The 15,474-nt window shown below is 50.3% G+C and carries 15 protein-coding genes; 1 reads left to right on the forward strand and 14 read right to left on the reverse strand.

Annotation, left to right across the window (positions count from 1 at the left end; translation table 11 throughout):
- Window positions 1–16 precede the first annotated feature (16 nt).
- From PQG83_RS04840 to coaE, 8 genes are all read right to left on the reverse strand, one after another.
- Entirely contained in the window at window positions 17–1,186 is a 1,170-nt protein-coding gene (locus tag PQG83_RS04840) for a hypothetical protein (protein ID WP_312747416.1), read from the reverse strand.
- 103 nt (window positions 1,187–1,289) lie between these two features.
- Entirely contained in the window at window positions 1,290–1,601 is a 312-nt protein-coding gene (locus tag PQG83_RS04845) for a putative signal transducing protein (RefSeq protein ID WP_312747418.1), read from the reverse strand.
- Between the two features lie 487 nt (window positions 1,602–2,088).
- Window positions 2,089–2,772, reverse strand: a complete 684-nt coding sequence (locus PQG83_RS04850) for an endonuclease/exonuclease/phosphatase family protein (RefSeq protein ID WP_312747420.1) — start codon at window positions 2,770–2,772, stop codon at window positions 2,089–2,091.
- On the reverse strand, window positions 2,769–4,952 hold the full coding sequence (locus PQG83_RS04855; RefSeq protein WP_312747422.1) for a VTT domain-containing protein: 2,184 nt from the start codon (window positions 4,950–4,952) through the stop codon (window positions 2,769–2,771). The genes PQG83_RS04850 and PQG83_RS04855 overlap by 4 nt, the downstream gene beginning before the upstream one ends.
- Before the next feature lie 155 nt (window positions 4,953–5,107).
- On the reverse strand, window positions 5,108–5,926 hold the full coding sequence (locus PQG83_RS04860) for a hypothetical protein (RefSeq protein WP_312747424.1): 819 nt from the start codon (window positions 5,924–5,926) through the stop codon (window positions 5,108–5,110).
- Window positions 5,927–6,125: 199 nt separating this feature from the next.
- Entirely contained in the window at window positions 6,126–7,328 is a 1,203-nt protein-coding gene (gene thiI, locus PQG83_RS04865; RefSeq protein WP_312747426.1) for a tRNA uracil 4-sulfurtransferase ThiI, read from the reverse strand.
- On the reverse strand, window positions 7,328–8,248 hold the full coding sequence (gene trxB / locus PQG83_RS04870) for a thioredoxin-disulfide reductase (RefSeq protein WP_376753571.1): 921 nt from the start codon (window positions 8,246–8,248) through the stop codon (window positions 7,328–7,330). The genes thiI and trxB overlap by 1 nt, the downstream gene beginning before the upstream one ends.
- A gap of 41 nt (window positions 8,249–8,289) precedes the next feature.
- Window positions 8,290–8,985, reverse strand: a complete 696-nt coding sequence (gene coaE, locus PQG83_RS04875) for a dephospho-CoA kinase (protein ID WP_312747429.1) — start codon at window positions 8,983–8,985, stop codon at window positions 8,290–8,292.
- 95 nt (window positions 8,986–9,080) lie between these two features.
- On the opposite strand from coaE, the gene PQG83_RS04880 reads away from it, so the two are divergent.
- Entirely contained in the window at window positions 9,081–10,145 is a 1,065-nt protein-coding gene (locus PQG83_RS04880; protein WP_312747431.1) for a right-handed parallel beta-helix repeat-containing protein, read from the forward strand.
- 284 nt (window positions 10,146–10,429) lie between these two features.
- Here PQG83_RS04880 and PQG83_RS04885 read toward each other — a convergent pair whose 3' ends face one another.
- The 6 genes from PQG83_RS04885 to PQG83_RS04910 are packed head-to-tail and all read right to left on the reverse strand — an operon-like array spanning window position 10,430 to window position 15,471.
- Window positions 10,430–11,179, reverse strand: a complete 750-nt coding sequence (locus PQG83_RS04885; RefSeq protein ID WP_312747433.1) for a retropepsin-like aspartic protease family protein — start codon at window positions 11,177–11,179, stop codon at window positions 10,430–10,432.
- Between the two features lie 48 nt (window positions 11,180–11,227).
- Window positions 11,228–11,824, reverse strand: a complete 597-nt coding sequence (locus PQG83_RS04890) for a hypothetical protein (protein ID WP_312747435.1) — start codon at window positions 11,822–11,824, stop codon at window positions 11,228–11,230.
- Window positions 11,824–12,396, reverse strand: coding sequence for a hypothetical protein (locus PQG83_RS04895; RefSeq protein ID WP_312747437.1), 573 nt, complete (start codon window positions 12,394–12,396; stop codon window positions 11,824–11,826). The genes PQG83_RS04890 and PQG83_RS04895 overlap by 1 nt, the downstream gene beginning before the upstream one ends.
- Entirely contained in the window at window positions 12,393–13,007 is a 615-nt protein-coding gene (locus tag PQG83_RS04900; protein WP_312747438.1) for a PilN domain-containing protein, read from the reverse strand. Before PQG83_RS04900 ends, PQG83_RS04895 begins: the two co-directional genes overlap by 4 nt.
- Window positions 13,004–14,188, reverse strand: coding sequence for a type IV pilus biogenesis protein PilM (locus tag PQG83_RS04905; RefSeq protein ID WP_312747440.1), 1,185 nt, complete (start codon window positions 14,186–14,188; stop codon window positions 13,004–13,006). Before PQG83_RS04905 ends, PQG83_RS04900 begins: the two co-directional genes overlap by 4 nt.
- Window positions 14,188–15,471: a GspE/PulE family protein gene (locus PQG83_RS04910; RefSeq protein ID WP_376753572.1), complete on the reverse strand. Its 1,284-nt coding sequence runs from the start codon at window positions 15,469–15,471 to the stop codon at window positions 14,188–14,190. Before PQG83_RS04910 ends, PQG83_RS04905 begins: the two co-directional genes overlap by 1 nt.
- Between the last annotated feature and the right edge of the window lie 3 nt (window positions 15,472–15,474).

Consider the following 15,474-nt stretch of genomic DNA (forward strand, 5'->3'; position numbering starts at 1 on the left):
CAGCGTATTATAACCTTCATCGGCTTGCTAGGGTTTCCGCATAGGGCTCTCCTCGACGGAACTGATTTTCCAAAAAAAAGGCTGCGACGGTCAGACATTGCAACCCAAACGGCAAATAACCGGCATAGCCCAGGATCGGCATTTCCCCCATCTGGAGTGCGTGGACGTAGGGTATTGAATATTCCCAATGGACGAGGCTATAAGCATTCCACATCTCCCAAAATCCTCCACAGACCAAGGCTGCCAAACCGGAAAGGACCACGGGACTCCAGTTTCCTTGAGTCAATGGTGACAGAATGCTAGGTACCCTCCGAATTATTTGTATGCCTATCATGATCAGAAGCGGGCTCACCCAGAGAAGAGAAAATAGCAGCGTGGGCCAGATCCCAATCATCAGAAGCCCGAAACAACCAAGGCTGAACATCAGCCATCCGGTGTTGGGGGCATTCACTGACGAGATGGCCAGCCAATTTTCAAATGGTACCCTTATCCAGGAAACGGAAGACAGGTATTCATAAGTACCCAGAACGGCGGGTAGAACCGTCGAAAATGAAAGAGTGAACCAGGCATAGGTTAGAAGCAAGGAGGTTGGTGCCAGGCCCACATAGTGCCAGTTTTGTACATATTGATTGAGGTATTCAAACATCCACCAGAAGCCCGCGCTGAGGAGAAAGAGTTTGAAAAGATAAGCGGGCTGATTGGTGATCATGCACCTGCCGGTTTGAGAAAAACTTAAGGCATTGATGACCACGATGTAGCCGAGCCAGAGCAGGGGAAACGTGTAGGGTTGCCATTCTAGGAACCAGGAAAAACGCGACCAGGAGAGGATTGAAGCGAAAGTCGTCCATCCTACGGCCATCCAACCCCACCAGGGAAACCGTTTGCCGGAAGTGGGAGGAAATGTGTGGTGACGCACGCTTGTGCTCAAACGCAAAAGAAAAGGTGTCAGCGTTCCAACAATGATCAGGGTCGACAGTCCAAATATGGGCCAGGAAAGAGAGGCGTCTCCCGGCTGTAGGGGAATGGGTAAAAGAGTCAAATCGTGAGGAAGAGCTTGGCCAGATAAGACCATACCCAGAGGAGGCAGCCCAAGAAGCAAAAAAATAAAGATGGTGCCGTTGATGACCTTTGTGGAAGACATGGGAGTGTAATAAAACAGATATCTGCGTGTAGCGATTACAGGCACAGATGAAGCCCTGGTTCAGCTTAAACCAGACCGGACTTCAGAGCCACCGGTAAAGAATCTGAGTCAAGATGGAATAGTCTTGGTGAGACCCGGCTGAATTCTTTTACCGTCTTTCCAGCCCGCACTTCCAGCATGTCGTGAATTCTTTCTGATGCAATTCCCCGCATCCGGAACAGGTCCATTGCGTTGTTTCAAGAGGTTTAGCCTGCTCCCAGTCTTTGAGTAAGGTCCGGGCGCGATCAAAATCCTCGTTTTTCAGCACCCACAGTTCCGGGAAGACTTCAACAAAAGGCACTTCGCCTCCAAGCATGGTTGAGCGCTGGTTTTTGATCGTAGACGGTATCTGTGCTTGATCCAACAGTTCTTTCCGGGATTCCACGTCGATGAGATTTTGTGAAACATACAGTCTTTGCATCGTGTAGGTATCCGTTTTAGATACGAGAGAATGAGTGGACAACCAGTGTTTTCTTTAGGCTATCGTTCAGACCGCAGATAATACATGCCGGTCAAGTAAGAATGTGACCAGGGTAGGATACCATAAACTGTTCACGAGGCGAATTCCGCCATTCCGTGGGCCGACATAACAAGTTCATCGATACCGCGACCAATCTTCCAAATCATCTAATCTACTTTGGGGTGTTGAATAATAAGGATGTTCAAGGGAAAATTTGCGCAGGATTAGATTCCTCATCAAAGGCTACGGGTCGGTTCAAAAAAGCATGCCCTGAGTCTTTCCGAAGGGTCCGTCCAGCAAGGCCGCAGCCGTTTTAACGCGCGGAGCGTACGCTTAGTACGTGAGCACGGGAAAATGGCGAGAACGCCGCTGGCGGTTTTTTTTTCAACAGACCCTACTTGTAAATAGCATGTGAAAGTAGGATGCCATCGATTTCTTACTCCTTCCATTAAATTTGGATGATCGCTTTAAGGGGTAGATGATCCGAGGCTTTTCTGGCCAGAGGGGTATCATGAACCTGGAGACTGATTAGGGCCTGTAGAGGATGGACCCATATTCGATCCAAGGCAAAAACGGGAAAACGGGCGGGGAAAGTGGCCGGTTCCGGAATATGACCAAACCATTTTCTTAACCAATGCAAGGGGCGTCCCCATAGATACCATTCATTCAGGTCTCCCATTAAAATGGATAATCCCGGAAACGGTTCCTGTAATGTTTCCAGTAGAGCCATCATCTGTGTGCGACGTTCCTTAGGTCTTAATCCAAGATGTGTAGCAATAATGCGAAGTGCGTTCTGTGAAGGGTAAAATCTGGCATCAATGGCTCCGCGAGGCTCTCGGCCGGGGACGCTAATATCCATGTGTTTTACATGGCTGGCCGGCAAACGTGTGAGAAGGACATTGCCATAGTTTCCCTTATGCCTCGTCAGTGTCGGTCCCGGGATCGAGTGCAATCCCGTTTTCTTTCCGATCCATGTCACCATTTTAAAATCGGGACTGCACGTTTGAAATTCCTGTAAGGCGTAAATATCTGCGTTGATTTCCGACACCACCTGAACGGTCAGGTCAGGATCGTATTTTCCTCCACGACCTACCCAACTATGGATATTATAAGTACAAAGGGTAACCTTCATGAGAAATTTTGTCGATGTATTGAGCTTTCTCCTGATGAGACCGGGGACTTTCTACGAGATGCCCGTTTTTTTAACAACCTGGCCATGAACCAGGCTCCAACAGCCATTAATCCCATTACCCCTATCAGGAGCAAAATAGTTGATAGAGTCGGTTGTTGGATGGTGGCTGCTACACGATCGATTAAAATCGCCAATGCTACCATCCCGGGAATCATGCCCATGATCGTTCCGATCATAAAGTCCCGAAGTCCGATATGCGATGCTCCCGCTAGCATATTGACAATGGTAAAAGGTCCAACCGGCAACATGTGCGCAAACACCATACTCAAGAGACCGCGTTCTCCAAAGTATTGACTTATCCGATTCATTTTTTCCCCTCCCAATCGTCTGAGCTTCTCTTTCCCTAACCAACTGCCTATTCCATAGGTTAATCCGGCCCCGAGGGCCGAACCAATTAAGGCATAGACGAAACCCATCCATGGTCCAAAGGCCAAAAAGCTGATGATGATCAAGGCGGTTATGGGAAACATCACCATGCTTCCGACGAGAAAACATGCTAAGACGAAGAGGGGGGCCCAAGGATGGTTTTTAATATCTTTCAGATAATTCGCCACCGTCCACACATCCACCAATTCTCCAAGAGGAGTCCATTTCCAGGCGGCTGCCAGAAGACCAAGACCTCCCAGTACAATCGCAATGCCGATTAATTGGCGTATTGCCACTCGCCGGTCTTTCGGATGAACAAAATGGCTGATGATCATGTCCGGATTCATGGGTTTTTCCGGGTCGATCAGTGTCGAGTCCGGCACCCACGGTTCCAGGGTTGACAAGAGATTCAGATCAAATGGCTTGAGAATATGTTCGGATCTCTGAAGATGCTGCATACTTTGAAGCAAGGATTCTTCTGAATGCAGACTGTTTTTCAAGGTATGTGGAGATAGCCCCATGTGCTCACCCAATAGCCGGTGGCGAAAATCTTGAATAGCTTCCCGTATATCCTGACGGTCATTGGCTGCAATGGTCAAATCGCATTCGGAATCAAGCGCCATCGAACGATTGGTTAAATTAGCCGATCCGATTCGCACAATCGTATCATCGACAATTAAGACTTTACTGTGAAGGCCGAGGCAGTGTTCTTGGAAAGCGGGACAATCCGGATACACAACCAGAAGGCGCTTGTACTGATCGGCACGCGAGAGTTGACGCAATACCCTCGTTCTCAGCACATCCATGGTCATTTGTTCCAACCAGTCTCCGCCATCTTGTCGCAGAATGATCAGAATTTCCGGACCCTCCGGATCTTGCAGACGCTCAGATAATGCTTGTTGGATAATATGTGAAGTCAGGAATTGATTTTCTATATAAATGAAATGGCGCGCGCTTTTGATGCTATCGATATACAATTGTTGGACTTCACATACACCGTTTCGATCTTGAAAGGCCGGAAGCGTTCTGGAAATTGCCACCTTGACCTTGTGCATGTCCGGTTTTATCCAGGCTGGCCACAGTTCGGAAGACGTCGCTGAACGTTCCAGAGGCGGGAGGGGTTGTCTCGTGGCTTCAATCCAGCGTTCTTCAAACATTTCTCCCAATGCTTGCGCTACCTGACCCTCCACCATGATCTGGACATCATGAAAAGGAGGATAGGAAGACCCATCAGCGTTTATGCGACGGCGATCATGCATTCGGTGCTCGGATGTATCCCAACGGGATTCGGCCAAATCCAACCCTCCCACAAAGGCCAGGTCATTATCGATAATCACGACTTTTTGATGATGACATCCGCCTTGCGGATGCTGACCATCCATGTGGACAGACAGTCTCTCATGAGATTGCCAGGGGACGCTGAATGTCGGTATCCATTCCCGTTCCATGGCATAGACCATCGCAAAATCCCAGGCAAGTACATGAATGTGAAGACTAGGTCGTTGCCGAACGAGATAAAGGAGTAGTTCACCCAACACCGTGGGCGCCGGGTTTGAGAGAGAAGAAGCCTTCTCGTCACGAATTAAATTTACCCGACTATCGATATCCCACCCCAATATGTGGACAGAATGCCGGGCACCGACCACGGAATCATAAAAGGCGCGGTAGTAGGATTCTGCATCAATTAGGAATGCGACGCGCTCTGCCTGTTCGACTTTCCAACAGTTCAGACCAGGTTGAAAAAATGTTGTCATGGTCTCCATGTCCGGTTTGATCCACACACGATCGTGAAACGGCGTTTCCCTGAGTGTACAAGATTCAACTCATCAGCTGAATTCGACAAAAGTTTTATCTTATGCCGGAAGGTATACAAACTCAGGGCAGATGGAGGGATGCCTTACATGGTGAGTTAAGACTCCGAGTAGAATATGAGCTGGATGCCGATAATGAGGATAAATATGGACCAGAGAATTTTCAGGAGGGATCCTAACGGGAAGGAAATGGAAGAGGAAATCTGTGTCCGCGGCAGCAACTCTCCGGTGAACCAGGCGAGTCCACCCGCCAAGGCCAATGTGCCCATGATGTTATGGTGGGTCTGAATGTCATGGCCGCCTGGGTGAAGGCCATGCATGTGGCGGAACAACATAAGACCACCGACCAGTGCAAAAACAGGCAGAAGTGACCGCCAGAACACATGAGAAAATTTCCCAGCCCCAATGAACCCTTCCACCAGGCCGACAGCCAGGGCCAGGATGCCGAATATTTTGTGTTGCAGCATTTCAGGATCTTTTCCGGATAAGGTTTCGGCTAATGTCCACGGACCAATGGGCCATGCCAAATGATCGCTCCAGGTCAATAGGAAGATTCCTGACCCTATTAGTGAACCTGGCAACAGCCAACGAACCCACATGAATGCCTGCCAGCCCATTATTCTTTGCCATTCACTGAAACCCATCAGAATGACACCGACTCCAACGAACGCATGGTTGAATTCGCTATAGGCAATGCCTTCCGGGGAGCCTTCCCATTGTCCGGCCTGCGGAGCAGCGTCCTGATGGTGGACGGTGTGATTATGGTGAGTTTCTTCCTCCGAAATGTTGTGTGGTTCGGCCCAGGCGGAAGGTGGTCCAATGTACAGCTCGTGGTGTATTGGGTCCCCTAGGCCTAGAATAAGCAGTAACCCGACAAAAACCCGATAGAGCCAGGTAAACAGGACAGGAGAAGGCATGATGCTCACGTGTTCCTCACTGAAGATTTTCTGTTGGTCATGGTTTTTCAATGTGGGAGGGTTGGAGAATGCTATCTTGCTGAAACTGGAAATTAGGCTTCGAGCATTTCGTTAAATATGATTGATCATAGCGCGTATTCAGAGTATGGATGGGTACTGTCTGATGGTGTGCGGTGGTTTTAACCTGGGAAAAAGCATTCTACTGTGGTGCCCTTCGATCCATCCGTTCTGCATGGGAGAAAGTGACCAATTCCTTTCCTTGTAGGCTCTGCTGAACCAACTGGGGAATGTCGAGGGCTTGCTCGACTTTGAGGATATGGGGTAGCTGGCATCGTGTTTGTGGATGTTTTGGGACAAAGAGGGTGCAGCAGTCTTGGTCCGGTTCGATGGAGGTCTCAAACGATCCCAGCGCTTGAGCCTGTTGCGTGATTTCCAACTTATCCATTCCGATGAGCGGACGAAGAATGGGAAGTGACGTGGCTTCGTTAATGACAGAAATATTTTCCGGTGTTTGGGACGCCACCTGACCCAGACTGTCTCCGGTCGCGAGGGCCCATGCCTCCTCCTGCTCGGCAATGCATGTGGCGATGCGGAGCATCAAGCGACGGTAAAGCACCACGCGTACGGGTGGCGGTGTGGTGATGACGATTTGGCTTTGAATATCCCCAAAGGGAATGAGATGAAGGCGGGAAGACAGTTGGTACTTCGTAAGCAAGGCGACCTGATCGCGGACTTTTTCCTCAGAAACCCGTGAGAGATATGGCCGACCGTGAAAATGTACAAAGACGGCTTTACAGCCACGTTTCATCATGCGATAGGCTGCCACTGGAGAATCGATACCACCGGAAATGAGGCAAATGACTTTTCCTCCGGTCCCCGTCGGTAGTCCCCCGGGTCCCGCCACCCGTTGACAGGAGTAATAGGCGTAGGGCGGGACTAACTCGACCAAAATCGTCATATCGGGGTGTGAAAGGTTGACTCGCTTGCCGGTATGGTCGGCGACGGCGCCCCCGATTTCTCGTTCCACGTCCATTGAAGTTTTGACGAATCGCTTGTCTGCCCGTTTGGCACTGACCCGAAAGGTGGCATAGGGATGTGTGGGCAGGTGCGCAATGATCGCGTCTTTGAGAACCGTGAGATCGGATTGGTCGTAAGCCAATGGCACGGCTCTGGTCAAAGAAAAATTGACGATACCGAATACGCGCTTGACCTGTTCCTGCAAGCGAGGCCACGCCGCCTCATCCTCGAAGCTCACCCGTATTCGTCCCTGGAGTGCTTCGACATGCACATGTGCCAGGGGTTTCAGGGCTCCTCGCAGATGGTGGACTAACCGGTATTCGAAATATTTCCGGTTGCCTCCCTTAAGGGCGAGTTCATGATAATGCACTAAGACATGAAGCATTAGTGGAGTGATTCTAGATATTTCTCGGCGTCGATGGCCGCCATGCATCCCGATCCGGCCGCCGTAATGGCCTGGCGATAATGTGAATCCTGCACATCACCTGATGCAAAAACGCCGGGGATGTTGGTGGTAGACCGATATGGCTGAGTGCGGATGTAGCCTTGCTCGTCCATATCGAGGAGTCCGGTAAACAGGCTGGTGTTCGGTGTATGGCCGATGGCCACGAAGACGCCAGATAACGGAATCTCTTCAACCTGGTTGGTTTGTACGTTGCGGATCCGGATGCCTTTCACGACCTCATCACCCATGACCTCTTCAAGAGTACTATTCCATTGAAAGGCGATCTTTTCATTGTTGATGGCCCGGTCCTGCATGATTTTTGATGCGCGCAATTTATCGCGACGATGAACGAGGGTGACTTTTGTCGCGAATTTGGTCAGAAATGTCGCTTCTTCCACGGCGCTGTCACCGCCGCCGATGACCGCAATCTCTTTGCCACGAAAAAAGAATCCGTCGCAGGTGGCACATGTCGAGACACCATGACCCATGAGGCGGCTTTCGGAGGGCAGACCCAGTAAATTGGCCGAGGCCCCGGTCGCAATAATCAGAGTTCGGGTTTCCAGAGTGACTTCGTCGTCAACCGTGACCTGAAAGGGGCGCACCTGGAGATCGACCTTGGTGACATGCCCCTGGCGAAATTGCGTGCCGAATCGTTCGGCTTGGGCCCGCATGTCTTGGATGAGTTGAGGTCCCATGATGCCTTTGGGGAATCCGGGAAAATTTTCCACATCGGTGGTGATGGTTAATTGTCCGCCGGGTTGCGAACCATCAATGAGCAAGGGGGAAAGATTGGCTCGAGCGGTATAGACGGCGGCGGTTAATCCAGCCGGGCCCGATCCCAGAATAATGACGTCATGCACCATGCGTGGACTCCTTACAGTTAGACATGTAGGTGAACGGTCTATGGGGTATTGAGGCTGCGGCGGGCCGTTCGTGACCTCGCCTCATTGACATATGTCCTATACAATGACCGGACCGCATGGCGCAACCGGGTACGTGACCATGTACCATCCAATACGGCGTCGGCATAGTCGAGCTTGTGACGAAGGAGCATTTGTTGTCTGATTCGCCGGAGGGCTCTGGCCTTGGTCAGGCCATCACGACGGCAGGCACGGGCGAGTTGAGTGGCCCGGTCGGCGGTGACCACGATGACATGATCCATACGCCTGTGTGCACCGGCTTCCAATAATAACGCAGCATCATAAATGATAACCGCATGAGGATCTTCGTGTCGCATGCTTTTTACCTGTTTGGCCTGCTCTCGGGCCACACGGGGATGAATGATCGCTTGCAAAACGTGTAATTTCTTAGGGGATTTAAACACGATATCGGCGAGAGCATGGCGATTGATGGTGCGGTCTTTGGCAAGCACTTTCGTTCCGAATTCCTTGACGATATCCCTCCAAGCCGGTTTTCCAGGTTTGACAACGGCTCTGGCCAGTTCGTCGGCGTCAATAATCCTTGCTCCAAGGGATTGAAATATCTTGGCGACGGTCGTTTTTCCTGATGCCAATCCTCCAGTTAACCCGACGACGACCATAGCCAACCATAGCATAGGGGGTGGGGGGCGACAATAAATGAGGGAAAATTTCGGCACCAGCTTGACCCTGCCAAACCCCTTGGGTTATTGACTCGATGAGAGTCCTTTCCATTGGTTAAGCCGATCGACGGCCAAGAGTATGACAGGGGAGAATGAACACCGTGAGAGTTCAAGACATGCCGACCACCATTCGACTAGTTTTCTTTTTATGTGCTCTGATTCTATGTGTCCTGCCTGGATTGGCGTCTGCCAATACGGAGGAACTTGCGCCCTCTGAGGCCGTTGTCTCGTCGGTATGGCAGGTTGCCTTGGATGGATCAGGGCATTTCACCTCGATTCAAGAAGCGATTGATCAGGCTGCATCAGGTGATACGATTTTGATTAAACGGGGAGCCTATGCCGAAGATGTTACTGTGCATAGCAAGGAGGGTTTGTCGATCATCGGTGAAGGCATGGATCTGGTCGTTTTGACCGGGAAAAAGCGTGTCGGGACTCTTCATATTGGTAAATGGCCGTATGGGGCAACGAATGTGACGATCCAAGATCTGTCCGTGATTCAACATGGAGGATTGGGAGTTGGCATTTTTAATGGCAGTGGCGTGCGATTAACACGGATTCGTGTCAATGGAATGGTGTTTAGTCAACAGGTGCAGGATGTTCTTTTGGAAGATTGTGTGATTGGTGATAGTGAGACAACAGGAGTGGCATTTGCGGATTCTACAGGCACCCTATCGGGCAATCTGATTTACCATAATGATCATGGCGTGGCTATCGGAGGCAACTCTGATGTGACCCTCAGACAGAATGTGATAACACGAAGTCTGTATGAAGCCGTGTTGATGACTGATCAGTCCAAAGCCCGGTTGATTCAAAATACCCTGGCTCAGAACGGAGGTGGGGCGGCTTTTCATGACGATGCGCAAGCCGATGTGCAGGGAAATATTATCAGTCAGAGCGCAGTAGGCTTTTTATTTTTTCCGGGAAGTCACACCACGCTGGCCTTTAACGCCTTGTCAGGCAACCAGGGGGATTATGTCATGACCGGCACTCCACCCACACCGGCTCCGGATCGGGCAGGGAAAACCGATGTACAATTTGCTCCAGGATTTGTCAGTCCTGAAAAGGGGGATTTTCGTCTTCAGTCCGATTCTTCCATGATCCAGGTTGGTGCCTTTCCATATTTAGGGGCTCTGCCTCCGGTTTCTTCCAACCCATAAATTCCTTTTCAGCTTCGTCTGTCCAAGTGTCTGCGGCCGTTTCTTCGAGAGGTCTCACTGCATGATTGGACGAGTCTTTTTCAACACTCCATGACTTTTCTTCGGTTGGTTTTTGTCACGCATGTGAGAATGAGAAGACCGAATATTTACAACCTTTGAGAGTCCTCTTTGTGGAGGGACATCGTTGGAGCAGAAATCTCTAACCTGCCCCTTCCTCGCCTCGCACCAAGGCTTTGCACACAGACACAGGGATTCTGCACATCGCGGAACTACAATATGTTGGATTAGGGTTTTTGCTTGGGACGGAGAATCAATTGAGCATGCTCCGCATCCAGCGTCACGAGAAAGTGTTTAAGGAAGGACATGCCGAGCAGACCCTCGATGTGTTCCGGAATATCCGGGAGATCGTGAAGGGCTACGGCGACATTGGTGGCCCGTGCGGTTCCGACCGTGATGGAAGAGAGATAATTCATGTTGACTTGGACTGACCCTCCTGCGGTATTGACAGTCAAGAGTTCATTGTCGGTTGTTCCCAGGATTCCGAGATCAATGGCGACCTGAGTCGAGAGGACTGTCATGGAGGCACCGGTATCCACAATGAGTTGGGCCTGTCGTTCTTGATTCAACATGACAGAAACGACAAATGACCCTCCACTTCTGGTGAGGGGTATGGTGATTTCCTGATTAACAGGTCTGTCCTGCTCTTCCTCATTATTCAACGAAGACACCTGAGTAGAAATCTGGGTGTCAGGAGGTGCCGGGTCAGGAATGGACTTGGGGATTGCTTGAAGTGTTGCAGTCGTGGATGACGCTTGATTGCTGAGAGAAGGGCTTTGTGTTGGCAATAGCGTGCAGTTAAATAGTTGGGCTGGATTGTCTGTTAACACGCGTGTTCCGGATTTATCAAAACAGTCATATGTGGCCGAATGCCCCGGAGACACCAATAGGGCAGTGTATACCATCAATCCTGGCACCCACCAAAAGGTGGTGTGGTGAAGATTTTTGAGAAACGAAACGCGGCGACATGTATACATAATGGAAAAAGAATACCAAGATGCGGGGGGAAAACGCTATGAAGGCAATTAACCGCTGGTATCGGGTGTTAAGGGAATGGTGGCCTGCACATGCGAGCCGGTTTCCAACACCTGGGTGGACAGAACTATGGTTTCTGGTTCGATCCTGTTCACCTGCACCCGACCTTCCAACATCTCTCCCTGTTTGACGATATAGATGGCCTGCCCATTGGTGAGAAATGCCTGACTTTCACCCCCTTTGGTTAAATACCCCAGGAACCGGAATTGGTTAAGTTGTTCCCGTGCCCGTTGCCCTGCAAGATCGGCCATAGAGGGACCTGGGGGTGGCGGTTGGGGCGGAGCTGGGGAGGGGGCTGTTTTGGCAGGGCGAGAAGTGGGGACTTTGTCAATTTTTTTTTGTTGGGCGACTTGGGACATGTCTAGAGGTGCAAAGATGTTACGGGGTAGAGAAAATTTTGCGGTTTGGCGAGGGTTAGAAAATGCCGGATCTAACTTCAGGTCTTTAATCGGGGGAAGGGGGGCTCCGGACGTGGCCGAGGAAGGCAGGGAATCTGTTGGGGCGGAGTCCCACATTTGGAAAATCGACACCATTCCCCAGGCCAATAATAAGCCTCCTAACACCAGCCATTTTCGTTGATTCGTCATTAGGCTTTTGTTTTTTTAACCGGTTCAGGGAATTCTTTCAGAAAGGTGGAGACCTTCAGTTTAAAGATAACCCCTTTTTGTTTTTTAGAGGTTTCAACGGACAGTTTTTCAATAAAAAGATAGGGCCAGCGCTGTTCCAGTTCGAAAATGAATTTTCGAATAGCTTCATAGGGGCCTGCAGCTTCAAACGCAAACGTGCCTTTTGTGGCCAGTTTATGGGGGAGGGGTCTGAAGTCGTATCCCATGCCAGGAATTTGTACGTGATTTTGTTTTGCCAAATCGGCAATGTCTAAACTTAAATCTGTGAATTCACCGGAATCTGGAAGCGCATTCCACATGGTGGATAGAATGGTTTGGGTCTCCCGGGCTGTCTGCATGGTTGTCTGTGTATGCAAGGACGCTTGATTCAGGGCCGTGATGTGTTGAAACCGGTCCTGGGCCGGATAAAAGATGAAGGCAAACATCCCGACCGATGACAATCCGGCAAGGACCGTCACGATAAACAGCGGACCTAAATATTTTGAAATCCGAATCGTCGTTTTTGATCCTTGTATGATCTGGAAAGAATTCATCGTTGCTTGGGAACCCCTGTCAGGTGAGAAGTTGGGTGTCGGGCATCATAGGTGACGGTGAGCGAAAATACGCTATGTGAGTCCCCTTGCTCCTCTTTGGTAGTTTTTGTGGAATGCTGCGATAACAACACATTCTGAAAAGCTGCGTGCTTCTCTAACTGGTGAATGAGTCGATTGAGGTCGGGTAAAGACGCCGCCGATCCTTGGAGAAGGATGGTGTCGGTTTTTTCATCGAGAGAAACTGAGTTCAGGGTGATATCCGAAGGAATCGCTGTTTCCAGATCCGTCAATAATTGTGTCCAGGAAAATCCCACCCGTTCACGAACCTGTTTCACAAAAGTGACTTTTGAGGGAATGCTTCGAATGGCCTGGTGCGAAAGGTCAAGTCCGGCTGCCCTGGCTTGGGCGACCAATTGTTGGTTAGCCGTCTCGACACCGGCGGCTTGCTCTTCTAGGACATCAATCTGTTCATGTAATGCGTTTCCCTCCCACCAGAATGAAGCCGTAAGGGCGAGGGCCCCGGCGGTGAGAAGGGTGAGTCCGAGTTGGGACAATTGAAGAAGAGAAATACCGGGTGCAGATAGATTTCTATGTACACGTGGGATCATCATGCCACCATGAGACTGGCATAGCCTGGCAATGCCGCTTCTTCCTGGTGGCTCACCGCCAGGTGTGTATTTAAGAGATGAAAATGTGAGGCCGGGGATAGGGAGGTGATTCGAATGTGAGGCTCATGTCCTCCACTGGCCTTCAGGGTCTGTTGAATGTGGTCGAGAGGCGGCATAAGGCTCTGTCCGAGGGTTAAATCAGTGGTCATGAACAAATTAACCGGGGAAGATGCCGTGGCAGCAGATACGGGAAACATCTCGAAATAATATTGCAATGTGGCCAGGATTTCCTTTTCCACCTTCATTGCGGTGTATGAAGGGTAGGGAGTAGTTCCTGTGGGGTAATCTTGGTGTGCGTCAGAAGAGGGATTCCCTGACGATGTCGGACGATGATCTCTGGTCTCCCCGTGCTTCTCCGACTCAGGATCCAGTGAAGGCCCCTGATGATCATGGGTCTCCGTTTTGATGGCAAGAGCTTTCGTGCGAATGAAGCGTGGGCTGCCATCCTGAAAGGCCAGAAATGTAAATCCCCAATGACTGATGAAGAGGAAAATGAATGGTGGCGGATGAAAGGTCCCAGAAGAGTTTTCAGCCGTGAGCCGGTCCTGGATGTTGGGGCAGTACAGATCAAAGACATCGAGCCCCGACATTCCAACAGCCGTTGGGATGAGATCTGCCTCTAAGCACAGGTTCTCATATTGTTCAATAATTTCATGGCGAATGGCCGTGCCTAACACTCTGACATGTTCTGTGGTATCCGGGGGAAGTGCATCCCTGACCGAGGTGGGCACATAGAGACCGAAGGCCAGCCGTGATTGGGAGGTATCCAGTTTAAGGTCCTGTTGAAAACGCCAATTCACCAGTGCCGTCTGCTCCGGTTTTTTTGTGGGAAAGGATGCAAAATCAAAAATGCTTGTCCGGGCGCATATATCCGGGAGACTGAGTGCAATGGAAATTGGGCGACGATAGGGCTTGGCCAGGGCCTTGAGTTGAGTAAGAAACTCATCGGTATTGGAAATATTGAGTTTGGTCGAAGAGAGGCTAAGGACTCCCGGGGAAAGCGGGAGTCTGGCGATGTGTCGGAGCGAGCTTTTACGCCAATGTTTTTTGATTTCCACCAGGCAGAGCTCTTCATCAGAAAGAGAGAGCGCGACGGTGGGTGCCGAGATGGGAAAAAAATGCATTAGATTTCCTCGATCGGAGTGACCCGATTAATTTCTTTGAGCGTCGTTTCTCCTCGGTAGACTTTCTCAAGGGCTGCTTGCCGTAGCGAGGTCATGCCCTGAGCCATCGCCGCCGTGCGAATTTCTGAAATAGATTTCTCATTTAAAATCATTTCCTTGATGGAGTCGGTCATATCCAAAAATTCTGTAATGGCTTTTCGACCTCGGAAACCTAACCCGTGGCATTCATTGCATCCTTTCCCTTCGAAAAAGGTCAGGTGTTTCACGTCTTCATATTCAATGCCGGATTCCTGGCATTGCTCAGGATGTATCTGAACGGGGATCCTGCAGGTTGGGCAGATGGATCGCACCAGGCGTTGGGCGAGAATGCAACTTAAGGAAGCCACGAAATTGTACGACTCAATGCCCATATTCACAAACCGGCTAATGACATCAAAGGCATTATTCGCATGCACGGTAGAAAAGACCAAATGCCCGGTGAGTGCCGATTGAATGGCAATTTGTGCCGTCTCTAAATCCCGAATTTCTCCTACCATAATTTTATCAGGATCATGCCGCAAAATGGATCGAAGCCCTCTGGCAAATGTGAGCCCCTTTTTTTCATTGACGGGAATTTGAACGATCCCCTTTAATTGATATTCCACCGGATCTTCAATGGTAATGATCTTATCTTCGTCGGAGTGCACCTCATTGATCGCGGCATACAAGGTCGTCGTTTTTCCGCTTCCTGTGGGTCCGGTCACCAGCACCATGCCATAGGGACGGGTGATGGCTCGACGGAATCGGCGAAGGTCTTCTCCGGTATACCCCAGGGCTTCCAGGCGCAGCCCCTGGACCCCTGCTGATATATGTTGTTTATCCAGAATTCTGATGACCACCGATTCTCCGAACACACTTGGCAAGATGGAGACCCGGAAATCAATGGTTCGGTGATTCAGCAGCAGCTTGAACCGACCATCTTGCGGCGTACGACGTTCCGCAATGTCGAGTTCAGACATGATTTTGAGCCTGGAAATGAGAGAGGGGTGAATGCCGGTATCAAACGGATCCATGGCTAAATAGAGAACGCCATCAATCCGGAACTTGACCTCCACCGTGCGTTCCGTGGGCTCAATATGAATGTCACTCGCCTGCTTTTGCAAGGCGGTTAAGATAATCGTATTGACCAGTTTGACGACCGGGCTGAGGTCCTTGGTGATCCTTTCAACGGAGAGGATTTCTTCGCCTTTCTCGTCTTCTTTAATCAGCACTGGATCCAATTCCGCTTTGATGCGTGTGAGCACCTG

It is taken from the genome of Candidatus Nitrospira neomarina, from assembly GCF_032051675.1.
In the GTDB taxonomy this organism is placed as follows: Bacteria; Nitrospirota; Nitrospiria; order Nitrospirales; family UBA8639; genus Nitrospira_E; species Nitrospira_E neomarina.

Bases quoted from the DNA above. Each gene is read 5' to 3' on its own strand.
- PQG83_RS04855 (WP_312747422.1), bottom strand. From the start codon at position 4,952: ATGACAACATTTTTTCAACCTGGTCTGAACTGTTGGAAAGTCGAACAG.
- PQG83_RS04845 (WP_312747418.1), bottom strand. From the start codon at position 1,601: ATGCAAAGACTGTATGTTTCACAAAATCTCATCGACGTGGAATCCCGG.
- PQG83_RS04860 (WP_312747424.1), bottom strand. From the start codon at position 5,926: ATGCCTTCTCCTGTCCTGTTTACCTGGCTCTATCGGGTTTTTGTCGGG.
- PQG83_RS04900 (WP_312747438.1), bottom strand. From the start codon at position 13,007: ATGATGATCCCACGTGTACATAGAAATCTATCTGCACCCGGTATTTCT.
- PQG83_RS04880 (WP_312747431.1), top strand. From the start codon at position 9,081: ATGAACACCGTGAGAGTTCAAGACATGCCGACCACCATTCGACTAGTT.
- thiI (WP_312747426.1), bottom strand. From the start codon at position 7,328: ATGCTTCATGTCTTAGTGCATTATCATGAACTCGCCCTTAAGGGAGGC.
- PQG83_RS04885 (WP_312747433.1), bottom strand. From the start codon at position 11,179: ATGTATACATGTCGCCGCGTTTCGTTTCTCAAAAATCTTCACCACACC.
- PQG83_RS04890 (WP_312747435.1), bottom strand. From the start codon at position 11,824: ATGACGAATCAACGAAAATGGCTGGTGTTAGGAGGCTTATTATTGGCC.
- PQG83_RS04895 (WP_312747437.1), bottom strand. From the start codon at position 12,396: ATGAATTCTTTCCAGATCATACAAGGATCAAAAACGACGATTCGGATT.
- PQG83_RS04850 (WP_312747420.1), bottom strand. From the start codon at position 2,772: ATGAAGGTTACCCTTTGTACTTATAATATCCATAGTTGGGTAGGTCGT.
- PQG83_RS04905 (WP_312747440.1), bottom strand. From the start codon at position 14,188: ATGCATTTTTTTCCCATCTCGGCACCCACCGTCGCGCTCTCTCTTTCT.